We start from the raw sequence: 22,187 nt of genomic DNA on the forward strand, positions 1-22,187 counted from the left end.
TCGTGTCTCTGATCGCTTCTGACCACTTCCGCATCGTTGTCGGCCTCGGCAAGAGCGGCATGTCCCTGGTTCGCTTCCTGGCGAACCGGGGCGTGTCATTTGCTGTGGCCGATACGCGGGAAAATCCACCGGAACTGGCCACGCTCAAGCGTGACTATCCGCACGTGGAAGTGCGTTGTGGCGAGTTGGACGTCGAATTCCTGTGCCGTGCCGACGAGCTCTACGTGAGCCCCGGCCTGGCGCTGGCGACCCCGGCCCTGCAGGCTGCCGCTGCCCGTGGCGTGAAGTTGTCCGGTGACATCGAGTTGTTCGCGCGTAATGCGAAAGCGCCGATCGTGGCCATCAGCGGTTCCAACGCGAAGAGCACCGTGACCACGCTGGTCGGCGAGATGGCGGCTGCGGCCGGCAAGCGTGTCGCCGTCGGCGGCAACCTCGGCACCCCGGCGCTGGACCTGCTACGCGACGATGTCGAGTTGTACGTGATGGAGTTGTCGAGTTTCCAACTGGAAACCACCGATCAACTCAACGCCGAAGTGGCCACCGTGCTCAACATCAGCGAAGACCACATGGATCGCTACAGCGGTCTGCCGGCCTATCACCTGGCCAAGCACCGGATTTTCCGCGGTGCCAAACAGTTCGTGGTCAACCGTCAGGATGCCCTGAGTCGTCCGCTGATGGGCGAAGGCCAGCCATGCTGGACCTTCGGCCTGACCAAACCGGATTTCAAGGCGTTCGGTATCCGCGAAGAAAACGGCGAGAAGTATCTGGCGTTCGAATTCCAGAACCTGATGCCGGTACGCGAGCTGAAAGTTCGTGGCGCGCATAACCAGTCCAATGCCCTGGCGGCACTGGCCCTCGGTCATGCGGTGGGCTTGCCGTTCGACGCCATGCTGTCGAGCCTGCGCACCTTCGCAGGCCTTGAGCATCGTTGCCAGTGGGTCCGCGATCTCGATGGCGTCGGCTATTACAACGATTCCAAAGCCACCAACGTCGGCGCCGCACTCGCTGCCATCGAAGGGCTGGGTGCGGACATCGACGGCAAAGTCGTGCTGATCGCCGGTGGCGATGGCAAAGGTGCCGAGTTCAAGGACCTGCGCGATCCGGTGGCGGCAAACTGCCGCGCCGTGATCCTGATGGGCCGCGACTCCGACAAGATTGGCGAAGCCATCGGCGACGCCGTGCAGCTGATCCGTGTTGGTTCGCTGGTGGAAGCCGTGGAACAATGCCGCGCCGCTGCCCAGCCGGGCGACGTCGTGCTGCTGTCGCCGGCCTGCGCCAGTTTCGACATGTTCAAGAATTACGAAGACCGTGGTCACCAGTTCGTCCGCGCTGTGGAGGATCTGGCATGAGCCTGTTGAACATCATCAAGCCTTATCCATCACCGCTCATTACCGGGCGCGGTATTGACCTCGACTTCCCTATGCTCGCCGGTTGCCTGGCACTGCTCGGCCTGGGGCTGATCATGATTGCCTCGGCATCGACCGAAGTGGGTGCCGTGCAGTCAGGCAGCGCCCTGTACTACATGATTCGACACCTTATCTACATCGTGCTGGGCCTGGGTGCCTGCATCGTCACCATGATGATTCCGATCGCGACCTGGCAACGCTTGGGCTGGTTGATGCTGATCGGTGCGTTCGGTTTGCTGGTGATGGTGATCGTCCCGGGGATCGGCCGCGAAGTGAACGGCTCGATGCGCTGGATCGGCTTCAGTTTCTTCAACGTTCAGCCTTCGGAAATTGCCAAGGTGTTCGTGGTGATTTATCTCGCCGGTTATCTGGTGCGTCGCCAAAAAGAAGTGCGCGAAAGCTGGATGGGCTTCTTCAAGCCGTTCATCGTGCTGCTGCCGATGGCAGGTCTGTTGCTGATGGAACCGGACTTTGGTGCCACCGTCGTAATGATGGGCGCTGCGGCGGCGATGCTGTTTCTCGGCGGGGTCGGGCTGTTCCGTTTCTCCTTGATGGTTGTGCTGGCGGTCGCGGCGGTGGTGTTGTTGATTCAAGTGCAGCCGTATCGGATGGCGCGTCTGACCAACTTCGCCGACCCGTGGGCCGATCAGTTCGGTGCTGGCTATCAGTTGTCGCAAGCATTGATTGCCTTCGGTCGTGGCGAATGGCTGGGCGTTGGCCTGGGCAACAGCGTGCAGAAACAGTTCTACCTGCCCGAAGCCCACACCGACTTCGTGTTCTCGGTGCTGGCCGAAGAGTTGGGTGCTGTCGGTTCCTTGTGCACCGTCGCACTGTTCGTCTTCGTTTGTATTCGCGGCATGTACATCGGTCTGTGGGCCGAGAAAGCCAAGCAGTTTTTCGCGGCTTATGTGGCCTACGGCTTGTCGTTCCTGTGGATCGGTCAATTCCTGATCAACATTGGGGTGAACGTCGGTCTGCTGCCAACCAAAGGTCTGACACTGCCGTTCCTCAGTTATGGCGGTAGTTCGCTGGTGATTTGCTGTGCCTGTCTCGGCTTGTTGCTGCGTATCGAGTGGGAGAGTCGAACCCACTTGGGCAGTGAGGAGATGGAGTTCCATGAGAGCGACTTTGCCGAGGAGTCGAACCATGGGCGCTAACGTCTTGATCATGGCGGGCGGCACCGGGGGGCATGTGTTCCCGGCACTGGCCTGCGCGCGTGAATTCCAGGCCCGCGGGTACACCGTGCATTGGCTCGGCACACCGCGCGGCATCGAGAACGATCTGGTGCCTGCGGCCGGAATCGAGCTGCACCGGATCAACGCCAGCGGCCTTCGTGGCAAGGGCAAATTGTCCCTGCTGAAGGCACCGTTCATGTTGCTCAAGTCGGTCTGGCAGGCGCGGGCGATCATTCGTCAGTTGCGGCCGGTCTGTGTGGTCGGCTTTGGTGGTTATGTGACCGGTCCTGGCGGCGTTGCAGCGAAACTGGCTGGCGTGCCAGTGATCGTTCACGAACAGAACGCCGTGGCCGGTACCGCCAATCGGTTGCTGGTGCCGTTGGCCGCCCGAGTCTGTGAAGCGTTCCCCGACACCTTTACCCTGTCGGGCAGCCGTCGGACCACCGGTAACCCGGTGCGCACCGAGCTGTTCCTCGAAACACTGCGACCAGCCCTGGCCGGTCGCAAGGCGCGTTTGCTGATCCTCGGCGGAAGCCTGGGCGCAGAACCGTTGAACAAGTTGCTGCCTGAAGCCCTGTCGCAAGTCGCCGTCGATTTGCGTCCGGAAGTGTTCCATCAGGCCGGCAAAAACCACGATGAAGTGACTGCAGAGCGCTATCGCGCGGCTGGCGTCGAGGCGCAGGTGCAGCCCTTCATCAAAGACATGGCCCAAGCCTATGGCTGGGCCGACCTGGTGGTGTGCCGCGCAGGCGCGCTGACCATCAGTGAACTGGCTGCCGCCGGTCTGCCCTCGATGCTGGTGCCTTTGCCCCACGCTATCGACGATCACCAGACCCGCAACGCCGATTATTTGGCCCGTGAAGGCGCTGCCTTCCTGATGCCGCAAAGAACGACTGGCGCAGCGGATCTTGCCGCGCGCCTGACAGAGGTCCTGATGCAACCACAACGTCTAAACGATATGGCCACTGCGGCCCGCCGCCTGGCCAAACCCGATGCCACCCGTAACGTGGTCGATACCTGCCTGGAGGTGGCCCATGGTTGAGAATCAGAAAGCCATGCCGCAACCGGAAATGCGCCGCATCCGTCGTATCCACTTCGTCGGTATCGGCGGCGTGGGCATGTGCGGGATCGCTGAAGTGTTGCTGAACCTGGGCTATGAAGTGTCCGGTTCCGACCTGAAAGCTTCGCCGGTGACCGAGCGCCTGGAATCGTTCGGCGCGCAGATTTTCATCGGCCACCGCGCCGAAAACGCCGCCGCCGCCGACGTGCTGGTGGTGTCGAGCGCCGTGAATACGTCCAACCCGGAAGTCGCTACCGCGCTGGAACGCCGCATTCCAGTAGTGCCACGCGCCGAGATGCTGGCTGAGCTGATGCGTTATCGCCACGGCATCGCCGTCGCCGGTACTCACGGCAAAACCACTACCACCAGCCTGATTGCTTCGGTGTTCGCCGCCGGTGGCCTGGACCCGACGTTCGTCATCGGTGGCCGTTTGAATGCTGCGGGCACCAATGCCCAGCTCGGCACCAGCCGTTACCTGATCGCCGAAGCCGACGAAAGCGATGCGAGCTTCCTGCACTTGCAACCGCTGGTGGCCGTGGTTACCAACATCGACGCCGACCATATGGCGACCTACGGGGGTGACTTCAATGTTCTGAAGAAAACCTTCGTCGAGTTCCTGCACAACCTGCCGTTCTACGGTTTGGCCGTGGTGTGCCTGGACGATCCCGTGGTGCGTGAAATCCTGCCGCTGGTGAAGCGTCCAACCGTTACCTACGGCTTCGGCGAAGACTGTGACGTGCGCGCCATCAATGTGCGCCAGCAAGGCATGCAGACCTTCTTTACCGTGCTGCGCCCTGATCGCGAGCCATTGGATGTCTCGGTGAACATGCCGGGCAACCACAACGTGCTGAACGCACTGGCGACCATTTGCATCGCCTCTGACGAAGGCGTCAGTGATGAAGCCATCGTCCAGGGCCTGTCCGGGTTCCAGGGTGTTGGTCGACGTTTCCAGGTCTACGGTGAACTGCCGGTAGAGGGCGGCAACGTCATGCTGGTGGACGACTACGGCCACCACCCGACCGAAGTCGCGGCCGTGATCAAAGCCGTGCGCGGTGGCTGGCCGGATCGCCGTCTGGTGATGGTTTACCAGCCGCACCGTTACAGCCGCACCCGCGACCTTTACGACGATTTCGTCAACGTATTGGCCGATGCCAACGTGCTGCTGCTGATGGAAGTTTACCCGGCCGGCGAAGAGCCGATTCCGGGCGCCGACAGCCGCAAGTTGTGCAACAGCATCCGTCAGCGCGGGCAGCTCGACCCGATCTACATCGAGCGTGGCGTCGACCTGGCCCCAATCGTCAAGCCGCTGCTGCGTGCGGGCGACATTCTGCTGTGCCAAGGCGCCGGTGATATCGGCGGTCTTGCGCCAAAACTGTTGAAAAGTGAGTTGTTCGCCGGCGCTGTTGTTGCGTCGGTCGAGGGGAAGTTGAAATGACTGCTGCCTACGCCAACCTCGTCTCCACTGTTGCGCCGAAGGACTTCGGCCGCGTCGCCGTGATGTTCGGCGGCAAGAGTGCCGAGCGCGAAGTGTCCCTGAAGTCGGGCAACGCTGTTCTCGATGCGCTGCAAAGCGCGGGTGTGGACGCGTTCGGCCTCGACGTCGGCGATGACTTGCTGCAGCGTCTGCTGAACGAAAAAATCGACCGCGCCTTCATCATTCTCCACGGTCGCGGTGGTGAAGACGGCAGCATGCAGGGCCTGCTCGAATGCCTGGGCATTCCGTACACCGGCAGCGGCATCCTCGCCTCGGCGCTGGCCATGGACAAGCTGCGCACCAAGCAGGTCTGGCACAGCCTGGGCATTCCGACGCCACGTCACGCGGTACTGAGCAGCGAGGCCGATTGTATTTCTGCTTCTGCGGAACTGGGCTTCCCTTTGATCGTCAAACCGGCCCATGAAGGTTCAAGTATCGGGATGGCCAAAGTGACTTCCGCGTCCGAATTGATCGACGCATGGAAAGCGGCCAGTACCTACGATTCGCAAGTGTTGGTCGAGCAATGGATTCAAGGTCCGGAGTTCACCATCGCCACCCTGCGTGACCAGGTATTGCCACCGATTGCCCTGGGCACGACGCACAGTTTCTACGACTACGACGCCAAGTACATCGCCAACGATACCCAGTACCGCATTCCGTGCGGGCTGGACAGTGCCAAGGAAAAGGAACTCATGGATCTCACGGCGAAAGCCTGTGAGGCGCTGGGTATCGCCGGTTGGGGCAGGGCGGACGTGATGCAGGACGCCGACGGGCAGTTCTGGTTCCTGGAAGTCAACACCGCACCGGGCATGACCGATCACAGCCTGGTGCCAATGGCGGCTCGGGCTGCCGGTCTGGATTTCCAGCAACTGGTCCTGGCCATTTTGGCCGAGAGCGTTGCCTGTAACGCTGCCGGTAATAAAGAGTCGCGAGGTTAAGACCATGCAAGGCGCACAGCTGAGACATCAGCCCCCCGCACCGCCCGGCCGCAAGCCGGTGCCGCGAGGTGCCAGCCGAATGGTGGCCAAAGAGCCGATGTCCGTGCGTCTGCCGAAAGCCAATTTTGGTTTTCTCAAAGCTTTGTTCTGGCCGGTGCTGCTGGTCGCGTTGGGGTTCGGTACTTACGAAGGCGCACAACGTTTGTTGCCGTACGCTGACCGACCGATCACCAAGATCAACGTGCAGGGCGACTTGAGTTACATCAGCCAGCAAGCGGTACAGCAGCGAATTGCCCCGTACGTGGCGTCGAGCTTCTTCACCATTGATCTAGCGAGCATGCGCACCGAGCTGGAACAGATGCCATGGATTGCCCACGCCGAAGTGCGTCGGGTATGGCCGGATCAAGTGGTGATTCGCCTGGAAGAACAATTGCCCGTAGCCCGTTGGGGCGACGAATCGCTGTTGAACAACCAGGGCCAGGCGTTCACTCCGCGTGAGTTGGCAAACTACGAGCACTTGCCTCAGCTGTTTGGCCCACAACGGGCTCAACAGCAAGTGATGCAGCAATACCAGGTACTGAGCCAGATGCTCCGGCCGCTGGGCTTCTCGATTGCACGCCTGGAGTTGCGTGAACGCGGCAGCTGGTTCCTGACCACCGGCCCCGGCAGTTCGGGACCCGGGATCGAGCTGTTGCTGGGACGCGGCAACCTGGTGGAAAAGATGCGCCGTTTTATCGCCATCTATGACAAGACGCTCAAAGAACAGATTACGAACATTGCGCGCATCGATCTGCGCTACGCCAACGGCCTCGCTGTTGGCTGGCGGGAACCTGTAGCGCCCACGACAGCCCAACCCGCTGTCGCGAAGAATTAAGAAGAGGCAGGACCCATGGCAAACGTGCAAAGCGGCAAAATGATCGTCGGTCTCGATATCGGCACCTCCAAGGTGGTGGCGCTGGTAGGCGAGGTTTCGGACGACGGCACGCTGGAAATCGTCGGGATCGGTACTCATCCGTCCCGTGGCCTGAAAAAAGGCGTGGTGGTGAACATCGAGTCCACCGTGCAGTCGATCCAGCGCGCGATCGAAGAAGCGCAGCTGATGGCGGGTTGCCGCATCCACTCGGCGTTTGTCGGCGTGGCCGGCAATCACATCCGCAGCCTGAACTCCCACGGCATCGTGGCGATTCGTGATCGCGAAGTCAGTGCTGCCGACCTTGAGCGCGTGCTCGACGCCGCCCAGGCTGTGGCAATCCCTGCTGACCAGCGCGTGCTGCACACTCTGCCGCAGGATTACGTGATCGATAACCAGGAAGGCGTCCGCGAGCCTTTGGGCATGTCCGGCGTACGCCTGGAAGCCAAGGTTCACGTGGTCACCTGCGCCGTCAACGCTGCACAGAACATTGAAAAATGCGTGCGTCGCTGCGGTCTGGAAATCGACGACATCATCCTGGAGCAGCTGGCTTCCGCGTACTCGGTTCTGACCGACGACGAGAAAGAGTTGGGCGTGTGCCTGGTGGACATCGGCGGCGGCACCACCGACATCGCGATCTTCACCGAAGGCGCGATCCGTCACACCGCGGTGATCCCGATTGCGGGCGACCAGGTGACCAACGACATCGCCATGGCGTTGCGCACCCCGACCCAGTACGCCGAAGAAATCAAGATTCGCTACGCCTGCGCCCTGGCCAAACTGGCCGGTGCCGGTGAAACCATCAAAGTCCCAAGCGTCGGTGATCGTCCACCGCGCGAGCTGTCCCGTCAGGCCCTGGCCGAAGTGGTCGAGCCGCGTTACGACGAGCTGTTCACGCTGATCCAGGCCGAACTGCGTCGCAGCGGCTACGAAGACCTGATCCCGGCCGGCATCGTGCTGACCGGCGGTACGTCGAAGATGGAAGGTGCCACCGAGCTGGCCGAGGAAATCTTCCACATGCCGGTACGCCTGGGCGTGCCTCACGGCGTCAAAGGCCTGGATGACGTGGTCCGCAACCCGATTTATTCCACCGGTGTCGGCCTGTTGATGTACGGCCTGCAGAAGCAATCCGACGGCATTTCGTTCTCGGGTATCGGCAGCCGCGACAGCTACAGCAACGAAGAACCGAAAGGCGCCTTGCTCGATCGCATCAAGAGCTGGGTCCAAGGCAATTTTTAAGATTCACCGCAATACCGTTGTAGATACAGGCAGTAGGCGAAAAACTAGAGAACGTAAAGGAGAGGGAAAATGTTCGAACTCGTAGACAACATCCCCGCAAGCCCGGTTATTAAAGTTATCGGTGTTGGCGGTGGCGGCGGCAACGCCGTGAATCATATGGTCAAGAGCAACATTGAAGGCGTTGAGTTCATCTGCGCCAACACTGATGCCCAGGCGCTGAAGAGCATCGGCGCGCGGACCATCCTTCAACTGGGTACCGGCGTGACCAAAGGTCTGGGCGCTGGCGCCAACCCTGAAGTAGGTCGTCAGGCCGCTCTCGAAGATCGTGAGCGCATTGCCGAAGTCCTGCAGGGCACCAACATGGTGTTCATCACTACCGGCATGGGCGGTGGTACCGGTACCGGTGCTGCGCCGATCATTGCTGAAGTGGCCAAGGAAATGGGGATCCTCACCGTTGCGGTGGTGACCCGTCCGTTCCCGTTCGAAGGTCGCAAGCGCATGCAGATCGCCGATGAAGGCATCCGTCTGCTGTCCGAAAGCGTTGACTCGTTGATCACCATTCCTAACGAGAAGCTGCTGACCATCCTCGGTAAAGACGCCAGCCTGCTGTCGGCTTTCGCCAAGGCTGACGATGTTCTGGCCGGTGCCGTTCGCGGTATCTCCGACATCATCAAGCGTCCGGGCATGATCAACGTCGACTTTGCCGACGTACGTACCGTGATGAGCGAAATGGGCATGGCGATGATGGGCACTGGCTGCGCCAGCGGTCCGAACCGTGCACGTGAAGCGACTGAAGCAGCTATCCGCAACCCGCTGCTCGAAGACGTTAACCTGCAAGGTGCACGCGGCATCCTGGTGAATATCACCGCCGGTCCTGACCTGTCCCTGGGTGAGTACTCCGACGTGGGTAGCATCATCGAAGCCTTCGCTTCCGAGCACGCGATGGTCAAGGTCGGTACCGTTATCGATCCGGACATGCGCGACGAGCTGCACGTGACTGTAGTTGCCACCGGTCTGGGCGCAAAAATCGAGAAGCCTGTGAAGGTCATCGACAATACCGTTCACACGTCGATGGCCTCCCAACCACAACAGGCCCCTGTTCGTCAGGAAGCTCCAGCGGTTAACTACCGTGACCTGGACCGTCCGACCGTCATGCGCAACCAGGCTCAGGCCGGTGCTGCGACTGCCGCGAAGATGAATCCGCAAGATGATCTGGACTACCTGGACATCCCGGCATTCCTGCGTCGTCAGGCCGATTGATGAAATGTATCAGGGCTATGAAGGTGATTGGTGTTCAGCAAAGGCGTGGTCTGCTATCATCGCCAGCCTTTGTTGATACCAGTTCGCAATTTGCGCTGAAGCGGCCCAAGCCATGATTAAACAACGCACACTGAAAAATATTATCCGTGCCACAGGTGTAGGTCTGCACTCCGGGGAGAAGGTTTACCTGACCCTCAAGCCTGCACCGATCGACACCGGCATTGTGTTTTGTCGTGCCGACCTCGATCCGGTCGTGCAGATCCCTGCACGCGCGGAAAACGTTGGCGAAACCACTATGTCGACCACACTGGTTAACGGTGATGTCAAAGTGGACACGGTTGAGCACTTGCTCTCGGCCATGGCTGGCCTGGGCATCGATAACGCCTACGTCGAGCTCTCCGCGTCCGAAGTTCCAATCATGGATGGTAGCGCTGGACCCTTCGTATTTCTGATTCAGTCGGCTGGCCTGGAAGAACAGGACGCCGCCAAGAAGTTCATCCGCATCCTGCGTGAAGTGACAGTGGAAGACGGCGACAAGCGCGCCACTTTCGTCCCTTTCGAAGGTTTCAAGGTGAGCTTCGAGATCGATTTCGATCACCCGGTTTTCCGTGACCGCACACAAAGTGCAAGCGTGGATTTTTCCAGCACTTCGTTCGTAAAAGAAGTCAGCCGCGCCCGTACCTTTGGTTTCATGAGTGACATCGAGTACCTGCGCAAGCACAACCTCGCACTCGGCGGCAGCGTTGAAAACGCTATTGTGGTCGACGCGGATGGTGTACTGAACGAAGACGGCCTTCGCTATGAAGACGAATTCGTGAAGCACAAGATCCTCGATGCAATTGGTGACCTCTACCTGCTGGGCAATAGCCTGATTGGTGAGTTCAAGGGCTTCAAGTCCGGACATGCATTGAACAACCAACTGCTGCGCAAGTTGATTGAGCAGACAGATGCTTGGGAAGTCGTGACTTTCGAAGACGCCAGCACTGCACCGATCTCTTACATGCGTCCTGTCGCGGCCGTGTAAGTAAAAAACCTCTCTAGTTTTTTAAAGGCTACCTTCGGGTGGCCTTTTTTTATGTCCTTTTAAAATCAAAAGATCGCAGCCTGCGGCAGCTCCTGCAGAGAACGCATTCCAAATGTAGGAGCTGCCGAAGGCTGCGATCTTTTGATGTTCTGCTTTCAGGTGGCACTCACCACCCGATTACGGCCCCCTTCCTTGGCCTGATACAACGCCTTGTCCGCCGCAAACAGCAACTGCTCCAGGCTCATCTCGCTCGACGTCGTCCAGGTGCTGATCCCGATGCTCACCGTCATCGGCAATTCATCGCCTCCCACCAACGGCAACTGTTCCACGTCCGCCCGAATGCGTTCGGCAATCTGCCGTGCACCGTCATTGTCGGTTTCCGCCAGGATCACCGAAAATTCCTCGCCACCGTAGCGGGCCACGAGGTCCGTTGGGCGATGGACATTGGCGAGTATTACCCCGGCCAATGCACGCAGGGCTTCGTCCCCGCCCTGATGGCCATGGCGGTCATTGAAGGCCTTGAAGTGGTCGGCATCGATCATCAGCACCGACATTGGTTTGCCGGAGCGTTGTGCGCGAAACCACTCATGACGCAGGGTTTGGTCGAGGGTCCGGCGGTTGGCCACGCCAGTCAATGCGTCAGTGGCGGCCAATTGCGCCAATTCCTGCTCGGCGGTATGACGCAAGCGCAGCTCGCGGCAGAGCAGCCAGGTCAGCCAAAACAAGGCAATGCACAAAACACCAGTGGCACCGCTGATGACGATGGCCGTGCGCCGCCAGGTCGCGAATACCTCGTCGATAGACAGTGCAACGATAACCGTCAACGGCAGGTTGCCCACTTTGCTGAACGTGTACAGGCGCTGCTGTTGGTCGGCACTCGACTCGCCGTTGAAGCTGCCGCTGCCCTCGCGCAGCATTCGCACGACGTTAGGCCGGCCGGCGAGGTTTTTCCCGAGGGAGTTGTCTTCCAGAAACGGTTTCTGCGCCAGCAAGATGCCGTCATCGTTGATGATGGCCAGCGTGCTGTCGGTGCCGATGTCCAGGCTGTTGAACAATTGATCGAAGTAAGCCATGCGCATTGACGCGACGGCGACACCGAGAAACTCTCCCGTGGACGATGAGAGACGGCGGCTGAAACTGATTCGCCATTCGTCCTTGTCGTCGCAGTCGCACCGGGGTTTGAACGGCCGGCTGATGAACATGCCGGTGTCGCGATTGAAGGCGTGGGCGATGAAATAATCGCGGTCGGCGAAGTTCCCCGGCTTGGGGTCGGTCAATGACGAATCGGCGAGTACATCGCCATGCTTGTCCAGTAACAGGATGTCGCCCTTGTAGCGCGCTGTGACGGAGCGGTCGAAGAGCACCAGGTGGCGGATCTGCGCAGAAACCTGTTTGAGGTCGTCACGCTGCGCGGCAGCGATCAGCCCTTGCAAGGTCAGGTCGTAGAGCTCCACTGTGCGTAAGACATCGGCGTCGATCAATTGCGCGATGGTGGTCGCGCTGCGAGTTGCCGCTTGATATGCGTTCGCGTGTTCGCGGATCAGCAGGAAGGTCACGATGCTCAGAATCGCAAAGACCGTCAGGCTGCTGCCGAGGATCACCAGAATCTCAGGTCGACCGGCGATGCCTGAACGATGTGGAGTACGGCGTACGGTCATAGGACTGATGTCTGCTGGAATGACTTGTAAGCGTAGTTCCATAACCGCGCAAGCCTTAAAAAAGCCGGCGAAACGGGTTAATACCTATCAGGAAAAAATAATCGAAAAAAAGCCGCTGATAGCAGCGGCTTTGAAGACAACTTTTCAAAGGGAAGAGCCGATGAAAAGTGTCGAGGGAAACAGGAGCTATGCGCAGAAATCAGCTGTCTTTCAGAGCCTGAGGCTGGGCTGGAATGCTGGATGCTTGCGGGGCCTGGGTGGCTTCCTGAGCTTTAGCCGTCATCTCGATCTGATGCTCTTCGTACGCGGTGGCGCGTGCGGAATTTTGTGCGACAAAGGCGTGCGACTCTTCAGCCATGGCGAACGGAGACAGAAACAAAGAGGACAAAACGAAAGCGCTGGCAATACCCATAGTGTTGGACATCTTTAAAACCTTCTTGCTTGGCAAGTGCTGTTTGGTGCGGCAAAGATAGAGATCTTGCGCGACGGGAAACAGACTTCATTCAAGAAAGGACTGTTGCTGAAAAAGCAAAGATCGCAGCCTTCGGCAGCGCCTACATGTGAACGCATTCCATATGTAGGAGCTGCCGAAGGCTGCGATCTTTTGATCTTTTGACTTTAAAGGCCGATCAAACAGGCAAATGAATCCCGAAAGTATTCATCCCATGATCACTGCGCACAAACACATCGCCGCCATGCATCAGCGCAATGGCTTTAACGATCGCCAGCCCCAATCCATGGTTGTTGCCGCTGTTACTGCGCGAAGCATCGACGCGGTAGAAGCGCTCGAACAATCGCGACAAGTGCTCGCTGGCAATCGGTGAGCCAGGATTGGCAACACCGATGCTGACCTGATGCTCCTCGACTTCGATTCGCACCTCAATCACTTGCCCGGGCTCGGTGTGCTGCACCGCATTGCTCAACAGGTTGATCAAGGCCCGGCGCAGATGCGCGATCTCGATTCGTACCTGGGCATCGCCGCTGACCTGCACCTGAACCTGGGCGTCTTCAAGGATGAAATCCAGGTATTCAAGGGTCGTCGCCACTTCATTCGCCAGCGAAGTAGACGTCAGTTTGGTGGCCTTGCTGCCCTGATCGGCGCTGGCGAGGAACAGCATGTCGTTGATGATCGAGCGCAGGCGTTCCAATTCTTCAAGGTTCGACTGCAGCACCTCGAAATAATGCTCCGCCGAGCGCCCACGGGTCAGCGCGACCTGGGTCTGGCCAATCAGGTTGGTCAGGGGCGAGCGCAGCTCATGGGCGACGTCAGCGTTGAACGATTCAAGACGTGAGTAAGCCTGCTCGACCCGCTCCAGCGTGGAGTTGAACGAGTTGACGAACTGATTCAGTTCCGGTGGCAGTGATGACATTCGCAAACGCCCGGAACGCAAGGGCGGAGCCAGGCGCTGGGCTTCATGAGACAGCTTGATCAACGGCTTGAGCCCGATCCGCGCCACCCAGTAACCCAGCGCCGAGGCTAACAGCACGCCGATAATTGCCAGGCTGATCAGGGCGATCAGCAAATGGTGTTGCGTCTGGTAAAACGTCTCGGTGTCGATGCCGATCATGAAGCGCAGCGGCGGGCGCTGATCCTTGGCCGGGAATTGGCTGACCAGCACTTTCAGCGGGTAGGGTTGATCCGGCAGTTGCATGTCGCGCATGCCCAGCGGCCCATCGGCAAAGGCGCGGATCTGCGGCGTCAGGTTGCCGTATTCGTACTCCGGATCGCCACTGGTGATCCAGAAACTGATGCGTTTGTCTTCTTCGCCGAGCAGCTTGAGTTTGTTGTTGATCTTCACCCAATGCTCGGGCGTGCCGTAACGGCCGACGGTGGATTCGAGCACGCTGTAACGCGCGTCGAGTTCGGCTTCGGGCAGCAAACCAAGGCCTTTGTCGACTTGCTGATAAAGCGCCCAGCCGATCAACAGGAACACCAACAGCGCCACCAGCGTGAACATCCCACTGAGGCGCAGGGCTATGGAGTTACTGGACACCGCGGCTCTCCAGCACATAACCCATGCCGCGAATGGTGTGCAGCAGTTTCTGGTCGAACGGCCCGTCGAGTTTGGCGCGCAGGCGTTTGATCGCGACCTCGACGACGTTGGCGTCGCTGTCGAAATTGATGTCCCAGACCATCTCGGCAATCGCCGTTTTCGAGAGGATTTCACCCTGGCGGCGGGCCAGCACGCTGAGCAGCGAGAACTCCTTGGCGGTCAGGTCCAGACGAGTGCCGGCGCGGGTCGCTTTACGGCTGATCAAATCTATCCACAGGTCGGCGATGCTCACTTGCACCGGTTCATGGCCGCCACTGCGACGGGTCAGCGCTTGCAGACGTGCCACCAGTTCGAGGAAGGAAAACGGTTTTCCGAGGTAATCGTCAGCACCGTCGCGCAGGCCCCGGATGCGATCTTCGACACGCTCGCGGGCGGTGAGCATGATCACCGGGGTTTGCTTGCGCGCACGCAAGGCGCGCAGTACGCCGAAGCCGTCGAGGCCCGGCAACATCACGTCGAGGACGATCACCGCGTAGTCGCTTTCCAGCGCCAGGTGCAGGCCTGACACGCCATCGCGGGCCAGGTCCACGGTGTAGCCCTGTTCCGTCAGGCCGCGGTGCAAATAGTCCGCGGTTTTTTCTTCGTCTTCGATAATCAGAACGCGCATGACCCCGCCTCAGTCTGTGGTCGCCAGCGCCGGAAGGGGAGCTGGTTCAGGTCGATGGAATAACCGCTCAAGCCACAAGTATATGACCGGCGTGGTGAACAGCGTCAGCGCCTGGCTCACCAGCAAACCGCCAACCACCGCGATCCCCAGCGGTTGGCGCAGTTCGGCGCCGGTGCCGTAGCCGAGCATCAGCGGCAGGGCGCCGAGCAGGGCGGCGAGGGTGGTCATGATGATCGGTCGGAACCGCGTAATACAGGCCTGGAAAATCGCCTCTTCGGGCGGCAAACCACCGTTGCGTTGTGCGTCGAGGGCGAAGTCGATCATCAGGATGCCGTTTTTCTTGACGATCCCGATCAGCAACACCAGGCCGATCAGCGCCATGATCGAAAAGTCCTGGCCGCAGATCCACAGCATGATCACCGCGCCGAGGCCCGCTGAGGGCAGCGTCGAAATGATCGTCAGCGGATGCACGAAACTCTCGTAGAGCACGCCGAGAATGATGTACACCGCCACCAGCGCCGCCAGGATCAGCCATGGCTGACTGGCCAGCGAACTCTGGAATGCCTGCGCCGCGCCCTGGAAATTCCCGCTGATGGCCGCCGGCATGCCGATCTCGGCCTTGGCCTGGTTGAGCATGATCACCGCATCGCCCAACGCCACGCCGGGCGCCAGGTTGAACGACAGGTTGGCGGCCGGGAACATGCCGTCGTGAGCGATGGACAGCGGACCGATGGTCGGCGCATCGAATTTCGCCAACGCCGACAGCGGCACCATTTCCCCGCTCAGTGGCGAACGCAGGTAGAAATAGTTGAGGCTTTCGGCCTTGCCGCGTTGCTTGGTGTCCAGTTCCAGGATCACGTTGTACTGGTTGATCTGGGTCTGGAATTCGTTGATCTGCCGCTGTCCGAAGGCATCGTACAGCGCTTCGTCGACATCACTGGCAGTCAAGCCGAAGCGTGCGGCGGCGCTGCGGTCGATGCTGATGTGAGTGATGCTGCCGCCCAGTTGCAGGTCGTTGGAAATGTCGCGGAACGCAGGATTGGTTCGCAGTTTTTCCGTCAGGCGCTGGGTCCAGGTGCTGAGCGTCGGGCCGTCGTTACTCTTGAGTACGTATTGGTACTGGGCACGGCTGGGGCCGGAACTGAGGTTGATGTCCTGCCCGGCGCGCAGGTACAGCACGATGCCCGGCACCTTCATCAGTTTTGGCCGGATGCGGTCGATGAACTGACTGGCGGACACGTCGCGTTCACCGCGTGGTTTCAAGGCGATCCAGAAACGGCCGTTGGCGATGGTCTGGTTGCTGCCCGAGACCCCGACCGAGTGGGAAAACGCCTGGACGGCCGGGTCGGCGGCGACGATTTCGGCCATGGCCAGGTGCTTTTTCACCATGTCGCTGTAGGAAATGTCGGCCGCTGCTTCAGTGGTGCCGAGGACGAAACCGGTGTCCTGGATCGGGAAGAAACCTTTGGGGATCAAGATGTAACCGGTGATGGCCAGGCCCAGGGAAAGGCAGAACACGCCGATCATCAATTTCTGGTGGGCGAGTGCCCGACGCAGGCCTTTTTCATAGCCTGCCAGCAAGCGCTCGCCAAACGTCGGTTTGCTGTGGGCATGATGCACCGGCGCGCGCATGAACAACGCAGCCAGAGTCGGGGCCAGCGTCAGCGACACCACCACCGAAATCATGATGGTCGAGGTCGCAGTCAGGGCGAATTCCTTGAACAACCGGCCAACCACGCCACCCATGAACAGTAAGGGAATAAACGCCGCCACCAGCGAGAAACTGATCGAAACCACGGTGAAGCCAATCTCGCCGGCACCCTTGATCGCGGCTTCACGCATGCCGTCGCCGGCCTCCAGGTGTCGGTGGATGTTTTCCACCACCACAATCGCATCGTCGACCACAAACCCCACGGCGACCACGATCGCCACCAGGGTCAGGTTGTTCAAGCTGAAGCCCATGATGTACATCAGGGCGAAACTGGCAGTCAGTGAAACCCCGAGCACTGCCGAGACAATCAGGGTTGCCGACAATTGGCGCAGGAACAGCGCCATGACCGCCACCACCAGCATGATCGCGATCAGCAGGGTGATTTCCACTTCATGCAAGGACGCACGAATGGTCTGGGTTCGGTCGATCAATACCTTGACCTGCACCGAGGCCGGCAACATGGCTTCCAGGCCGGGCAGGGCGGCTTGAATGCGGTCCACCGTCTCGACGATGTTCGCGCCGGGCTGGCGGGATATCACCAGGTTCACCCCGGGACGATCACCAGACCAGGCTTGGACGTAGGCATCTTCCGAGCCATTGACGACTTTGGCGACATCCTTGAGGTGAACCGGGGCGCCGTCCTTGTAGGAAACAATGAGCTGGCTGTACTCCTCGGGGTGGAACAACTGGTCGTTGGTGGACAAAGTCGAGATGCTCGACTCGCCATACAGTGCGCCCTTGGCCAGATTGAGGCTGGTTTGCTGGATCGCCTGGCGAATGTCCGCCAGGGTCAGGCCGATGGCGGCGAGTTTGTCGGCTGAAGCTTGTACGCGGATTGCCGGACGTTGCTGACCGGTGATGTTGATTTGGCCTACGCCATCGATCTGGCTGATCTGACGCGAGAGCAGGGTTTCGACCAGGTCGCTGAGTTCGGTGCCGGGCATTTGCGTGGAGCTGACACTGAGGATCAGTACCGGGCTGTCGGCCGGGTTGACCTTTTTCCAGGTCGGCAGCGTCGGCATGTCCTTGGGCAGCTTGCCAGCGGCGGTATTGATCGCCGCTTGTACTTCCTGGGCGGCAGTGTCGATGCTTTTATCGAGGGTGAATTGCAGGGTCAGCAGGCTTGAGCCCAAGGCACTGCTGGAGGTCATTTGGGTCATGCCGGGAATGGCGCTGAATTGCACCTCAAGCGGCGTGGCTACCGATGAAGCCATGGTGTCGGGGCTGGCGCCGGGCAGTTGCGCAGACACCTGAATGGTCGGGAACTCCGCTTCCGGCAGCGGCGCGATTGGCAACCTCGGGAAGGCAATTACACCCAGCAGCACCAAGGCGAAGGTCAGCAGAATGGTGGCAACCGGGCGATCAATGCACCAGGCTGAAACCGAACCATGGCCCTTCATGGTTGAGCCTCCGTTTGTACCACTTGTGGCGGGTCAGTCAGCACTTGCACGGTTGAACCCGGTTTGAGCCGCGACTGGCCGTCGCTGACCAGTACATCACCCGGGTTAACGCCTTTGATGATGTCCTGGCCGCTGCCTTGGTAAACCATTTGCACCTGGACGGCTTCGACTTTGTCGCCATTGACCCGATACACGAAGTGTTGGTCGAGGCCGCGCTGTACGACCGTCGGCGGCACCACCAGCGCATCTTTATCCAGCGCTGTCTGAATTTTTACCGTCACCAGCAGGCCAGGCCAAAGTTTCTGTCCGGGGTTGTTGAATTCGGCTTTGGCGCGAATGGTCCCGGTGTTGGCGTTGATCTGGTTGTCGATCAGGGTCAGGTGTCCTTCGCCCAGCAAATTGCCGGTTTCGCCGTCGGTGTCGGCACCGATGTAAGCCTTAACCTGTGCACGCTCGGGGTCGCCGATCAGGCCTTGCAAGGTCGGCAGCATTTGTTGCGGCAGGGAGAACTCCACGGCAATCGGGTCGATCTGGGTCACGGTGAACAGGCCCTGGGCGTCGGTCATGCGCAGGAAGTTGCCTTCGTCGACTGTGCGAATACCGACGCGGCCGGTGACCGGGGAGCGAATCTGCGTGTAGGACAGTTGCACCTTGGCCGCATCGATCGAGGCCTGATTGCCTTGGGCGGTGGCCTTGAGTTGGTTGACCAGTGCCTGTTGCTGGTCGTAAGTCTGTTTGGAGACACCGTCGTCGACGCTCAGCAGCTTGTAGCGCTTGAGGTTGACCAGCGCGACTTGCAGTTGCGCCTGGCTTTCGCCCAGTTGCGCCTGGGCCTGGTCGAGGTTGGCGCGGATCGTGCGGTCGTCGATGGTGGCCAACAAGTCGCCTTGTTTCACCAGTTGGCCTTCTTTGACCAGCAGTTTGGTGAGGATGCCGTCGATTTGCGGACGGACCACCACGCTGTGCAGGGACAGGACCGAGCCGATACCGCTGACATAGCGCGGGACGTCTTTTTCGGTGACGTTGATCACGCGAACGGGGATGGCGGTCGAGGTGACGAGTTTGGTCTTGGCGGGCTTGCTGGCGTACCACAGGCCCAGCGCTGCCAGGATGATCAGGAGGGCGACGAGCAGGGCGGGTTTTTGCTGGATTCGCATGGGAGTGGGGTGCCGGGGCTGGGTGGTCGTTAGTTTGGTACTTTCCTTTATAAACCTGTTTGGCGGTCAGGAAGGTGACTGCTAACTGACGGCGCTGTCAGTTTGGGCCGAGGTGGCGCTCCACAAAGCAAGATCAAAAGATCGCAGCCTGCGGCTGCTCCTACAGGAGGTACGTGAATGATGTTCGCCGCTTCTGTAGGAGCAAGGCTTGCCCGCGATGAGAACCGGACAGCCGACCTGGATTTAGAGTGGCCCTATGTAGGCGCAGCCTGCGGCAGCTCCTACAGGGGGGATGTGTCAGTTTGCGACCCGCGCCCCGGCCAGGCTCCCGCTCAGCTCATACGCCGCCAGTTCCGCCTGGTGCGCCGCCAATATTTCCGGCAGCGAGCCGCGCAGGTATTCGACCCAGGTCTTGATCTTCGCATCCAGATACTGCCGGGACGGGTAGATCGCGTACAGGTTCAGTTCCTGCGAACGGTATTTGGGCATCATTCGTACCAGCGTGCCATTACGCAGGCCTTCGATGGCGGCGTACAGCGGCAGGACGCCGACGCCCATGCCGCTGGTGATCGCGGATTTCATCGCGTCGGCGGAATTCACCAGGAATGGTGAACTGTTGATGGTGACCATTTCCTGGCCGTCGGGGCCGTCGAAGGCCCATTTTTCCAGGGGGATGACCGGGCTCACCAGGCGCAGGCAGGCGTGGTTGAGCAGGTCGCTGGGTTTCTGTGCGCAGCCGTTGGCTTTGACGTAGGCCGGCGACGCGCAAACGATGCTGAAAGTGATGCCCAGGCGCTGGGAGACGAAGCCCGAGTCCGGCAGTTCTCTGGCGAGGACGATGGACACGTCGTAACCCTCGTCGAGCAGGTCTGGCACGCGGTTGGCCATGGTCAGGTCGAAGGTTACGTCCGGATGGGTTTTGCGATAGCGGGCGATGGCGTCGATCACGAAGTGCTGGCCGATGCCGGTCATGGTGTGCACTTTCAACTGCCCGGCCGGTCGGGCATGGGCGTCGCTGGCTTCGGCTTCGGCTTCTTCGACGTAGGCCAGGATCTGTTCGCAGCGCAGCAGGTAGCGCTTGCCGGCTTCGGTCAAGGCGATGCGTCGGGTCGTCCGGTTGAGCAGACGGGTTTGCAAGTGGGCTTCCAGGTTGGAGACCGCGCGCGAAACGTTGGCTGTGGTGGTGTCCAGTTGCACGGCGGCGGCGGTGAAGCTGCCGGCCTCGGCCACGTAACTGAAGGCGCGCATGTTTTGCAAGGTGTCCATGGGGTGCTCTCGGGTTCGATGGCAAATTGTGACACGAAGTTTCCGGGGCTGAGACCCCCGACTTACGGATTATCTCGTTAACGGTAACAAAGATTCACAAGAATCCCAGCTTATCGCCATCAAAGCCCACCCCTAGAATTGCGCCACCCCTGTAGGAGCTGCCGCAGGCTGCGATCTTTTGATTTTTGTTTTTAAGAGCAAGATCAAAAGATCGCAGCCTGCGGCAGCTCCTACAGGGACCGGGTTTCAATCGGTCCATACATGGGATCTCCCTCACCTCAGGAATTCGCAGCAGTGCCGCGTCGTGTCGCAGTAGAGTTCAAGGCTCTCAGTGTTCTGGTTTTATCGTCAATTATCAGCGGCTGCATCGGAACCGGAGGTATTGCCCCGCAGGGCAAGGCGCTGGAGGCCAATTCACTGGCCACCGACGAAGCCATCCAGAGCGCCGCTCAGGATGCGCATTGGCCCACTGCCCAGTGGTGGCAGGCTTATGGCGACCCGCAACTGAACCGCTGGATCGACCTCGCCGTGCAGGGCAGCCCGACCCTGGCCATGGCCGCTGCGCGGGTGCGTCAGGCCAAATCCATGGCCGGCGTGGCCGAATCGGCTGAGTCGTTGCAGGTCAATGGCGAATCCACCCTCAAGCGCCACAACTGGCCCACCGATCAGTTCTATGGCCCCGGTGACCTGGCCAACACCACCACCTGGGACAACAACGCCGCACTGGGCTTCAGCTATGCCCTCGACCTCTGGGGCCGCGAAAGCAATGCCACCGAGCGCGCCGTGGACATGGCCCACATGACCGTGGCTGAAGCGCGCCAGGCCCAGCTCGAATTGCAGAACAACATCGTGCGCGTCTATATCGAGTTGTCGTTGCATTACGCACAGCGGGACATCGTCGAAGCGACATTGAAGCAGCAACAGCAAATTCTCGACCTGGCGCAAAAACGTTTGAACGGCGGCATCGGCACGCATTTCGAAGTCAGTCAGGCCGAGACGCCGCTGCCGGAAACCCATCGCCAGATCGACGCGCTGGACGAAGAGATCGCCTTGAGCCGCAATCAACTGGTCGCCCTGGCCGGTAAAGGCCCGGGGGAGAGTGCGCAGTTGCAGCGACCGACGCTGTCGCTGGGTGCGGCGCTGAAATTGCCGTCGTCGCTTCCCGCGCAATTGCTCGGTCAACGTCCGGACGTGGTTGCCAGTCGCTGGCAAGTGGCGGCACAGGCGCGCGGTATTGATGTGGCCCACGCCGGTTTCTATCCCAACGTCGATCTGGTGGGCAGCCTCGGCTACATGGCCACTGGCGGCGGGATGCTGGAGTTCTTGACCGGCAAGAAACTCAACTACAGCGTCGGTCCGGCGATTTCCTTGCCGATCTTCGATGGCGGGCGTTTGCGCGCGGAATTGGGCGAAGCGTCGGCCGGTTATGACATCGCCGTGGCCAAGTACAACCAGACGCTGGTCAATGCGCTGAAGAACATCTCCGATCAGTTGATCCGCCGCGAGTCGATGGACAAGCAGCAATCCTTCGCCGCCGAGTCGGTGGCCACGGCGCAGAAGACCTACGACATCGCGATGATCGCCTACCAGCGTGGGCTCACCGACTACCTCAACGTACTCAACGCCCAAACGCTGTTGTTCAAGCAGCAGCAAGTGCAGCAGCAGGTACAGGCCGCGCGATTGAGTGCGCATGCCGAACTGGTGACAGCACTCGGTGGCGGACTGGGGGCGGGCAATGATGTGCCGAAAGACAGCCAGACTGCTGCACCGAAAACCCCGAGCCTTTTGCGTTGAATACAAAACCTGTGGGAGTGAGCCTGCTCGCGATGAGGGCGGCACATTCAACAA

Annotated in this window: 17 protein-coding genes; 10 read left to right on the forward strand and 7 right to left on the reverse strand. The window is 60.1% G+C overall.

Annotated elements, in window-relative coordinates; translation table 11 throughout:
* Nucleotides 1-2: 2 nt before the first annotated feature.
* The 9 genes from murD (at nt 3) to lpxC (ending at nt 10,486) form a co-directional block, all read left to right on the forward strand.
* Nucleotides 3-1,349, forward strand: a complete 1,347-nt coding sequence (gene murD, locus KUF73_RS13545; protein ID WP_218438520.1) for a UDP-N-acetylmuramoyl-L-alanine--D-glutamate ligase — start codon at nt 3-5, stop codon at nt 1,347-1,349.
* A complete protein-coding gene (gene ftsW, locus KUF73_RS13550; protein ID WP_371135466.1) occupies nt 1,346-2,563 on the forward strand; it encodes a putative lipid II flippase FtsW in 1,218 nt (405 codons plus the stop codon). Before murD ends, ftsW begins: the two co-directional genes overlap by 4 nt.
* On the forward strand, nt 2,553-3,623 hold the full coding sequence (murG, locus tag KUF73_RS13555; RefSeq protein ID WP_218438521.1) for an undecaprenyldiphospho-muramoylpentapeptide beta-N-acetylglucosaminyltransferase: 1,071 nt from the start codon (nt 2,553-2,555) through the stop codon (nt 3,621-3,623). The genes ftsW and murG overlap by 11 nt, the downstream gene beginning before the upstream one ends.
* Nucleotides 3,616-5,076 (forward strand): UDP-N-acetylmuramate--L-alanine ligase, encoded by a 1,461-nt coding sequence (gene murC / locus KUF73_RS13560; protein WP_218438522.1) that lies wholly within the window; start codon nt 3,616-3,618, stop codon nt 5,074-5,076. The genes murG and murC overlap by 8 nt, the downstream gene beginning before the upstream one ends.
* Nucleotides 5,073-6,053 (forward strand): D-alanine--D-alanine ligase, encoded by a 981-nt coding sequence (locus KUF73_RS13565; RefSeq protein ID WP_218438523.1) that lies wholly within the window; start codon nt 5,073-5,075, stop codon nt 6,051-6,053. The genes murC and KUF73_RS13565 overlap by 4 nt, the downstream gene beginning before the upstream one ends.
* A gap of 4 nt (nt 6,054-6,057) precedes the next feature.
* Entirely contained in the window at nt 6,058-6,927 is an 870-nt protein-coding gene (locus KUF73_RS13570; protein WP_218438524.1) for a cell division protein FtsQ/DivIB, read from the forward strand.
* Nucleotides 6,928-6,942: 15 nt separating this feature from the next.
* On the forward strand, nt 6,943-8,202 hold the full coding sequence (gene ftsA / locus KUF73_RS13575) for a cell division protein FtsA (RefSeq protein WP_218438525.1): 1,260 nt from the start codon (nt 6,943-6,945) through the stop codon (nt 8,200-8,202).
* Between the two features lie 69 nt (nt 8,203-8,271).
* The gene (gene ftsZ, locus KUF73_RS13580; RefSeq protein WP_218438526.1) at nt 8,272-9,462 is read left to right on the forward strand and encodes a cell division protein FtsZ; all 1,191 of its coding nucleotides are present in this window, start codon (nt 8,272-8,274) and stop codon (nt 9,460-9,462) included.
* Between the two features lie 112 nt (nt 9,463-9,574).
* On the forward strand, nt 9,575-10,486 hold the full coding sequence (gene lpxC / locus KUF73_RS13585; protein WP_008060300.1) for a UDP-3-O-acyl-N-acetylglucosamine deacetylase: 912 nt from the start codon (nt 9,575-9,577) through the stop codon (nt 10,484-10,486).
* Nucleotides 10,487-10,641: 155 nt separating this feature from the next.
* Here lpxC and KUF73_RS13590 read toward each other — a convergent pair whose 3' ends face one another.
* The 7 genes from KUF73_RS13590 to KUF73_RS13620 all read right to left on the reverse strand — a co-directional run bounded on the left by KUF73_RS13590 (nt 10,642) and on the right by KUF73_RS13620 (nt 20,339).
* Nucleotides 10,642-12,144: a sensor domain-containing diguanylate cyclase gene (locus KUF73_RS13590; RefSeq protein WP_218438562.1), complete on the reverse strand. Its 1,503-nt coding sequence runs from the start codon at nt 12,142-12,144 to the stop codon at nt 10,642-10,644.
* 199 nt (nt 12,145-12,343) lie between these two features.
* The gene (locus KUF73_RS13595; RefSeq protein ID WP_218438527.1) at nt 12,344-12,568 is read right to left on the reverse strand and encodes a hypothetical protein; all 225 of its coding nucleotides are present in this window, start codon (nt 12,566-12,568) and stop codon (nt 12,344-12,346) included.
* Between the two features lie 205 nt (nt 12,569-12,773).
* Nucleotides 12,774-14,138 (reverse strand): heavy metal sensor histidine kinase, encoded by a 1,365-nt coding sequence (locus KUF73_RS13600; protein ID WP_218438528.1) that lies wholly within the window; start codon nt 14,136-14,138, stop codon nt 12,774-12,776.
* A complete protein-coding gene (locus tag KUF73_RS13605; RefSeq protein WP_218438529.1) occupies nt 14,128-14,805 on the reverse strand; it encodes a heavy metal response regulator transcription factor in 678 nt (225 codons plus the stop codon). Before KUF73_RS13605 ends, KUF73_RS13600 begins: the two co-directional genes overlap by 11 nt.
* Before the next feature lie 9 nt (nt 14,806-14,814).
* Nucleotides 14,815-17,916 carry a multidrug efflux RND transporter permease subunit gene (locus tag KUF73_RS13610; RefSeq protein ID WP_218438530.1) on the reverse strand — a complete coding sequence of 1,034 codons (3,102 nt, stop codon included), beginning with the start codon at nt 17,914-17,916 and terminating at the stop codon, nt 14,815-14,817.
* Entirely contained in the window at nt 17,913-19,073 is a 1,161-nt protein-coding gene (locus KUF73_RS13615; RefSeq protein WP_218438531.1) for an efflux RND transporter periplasmic adaptor subunit, read from the reverse strand. Before KUF73_RS13615 ends, KUF73_RS13610 begins: the two co-directional genes overlap by 4 nt.
* A 297-nt stretch (nt 19,074-19,370) precedes the next feature.
* Entirely contained in the window at nt 19,371-20,339 is a 969-nt protein-coding gene (locus KUF73_RS13620) for a LysR family transcriptional regulator (protein ID WP_218438532.1), read from the reverse strand.
* 294 nt (nt 20,340-20,633) lie between these two features.
* On the opposite strand from KUF73_RS13620, the gene KUF73_RS13625 reads away from it, so the two are divergent.
* Nucleotides 20,634-22,133, forward strand: a complete 1,500-nt coding sequence (locus tag KUF73_RS13625) for an efflux transporter outer membrane subunit (protein WP_218438533.1) — start codon at nt 20,634-20,636, stop codon at nt 22,131-22,133.
* Nucleotides 22,134-22,187: the final 54 nt, after the last annotated feature.

The sequence above is a fragment of the Pseudomonas sp. PD9R genome, from assembly GCF_019200975.1.
Lineage (GTDB): Bacteria > Pseudomonadota > Gammaproteobacteria > Pseudomonadales > Pseudomonadaceae > Aquipseudomonas.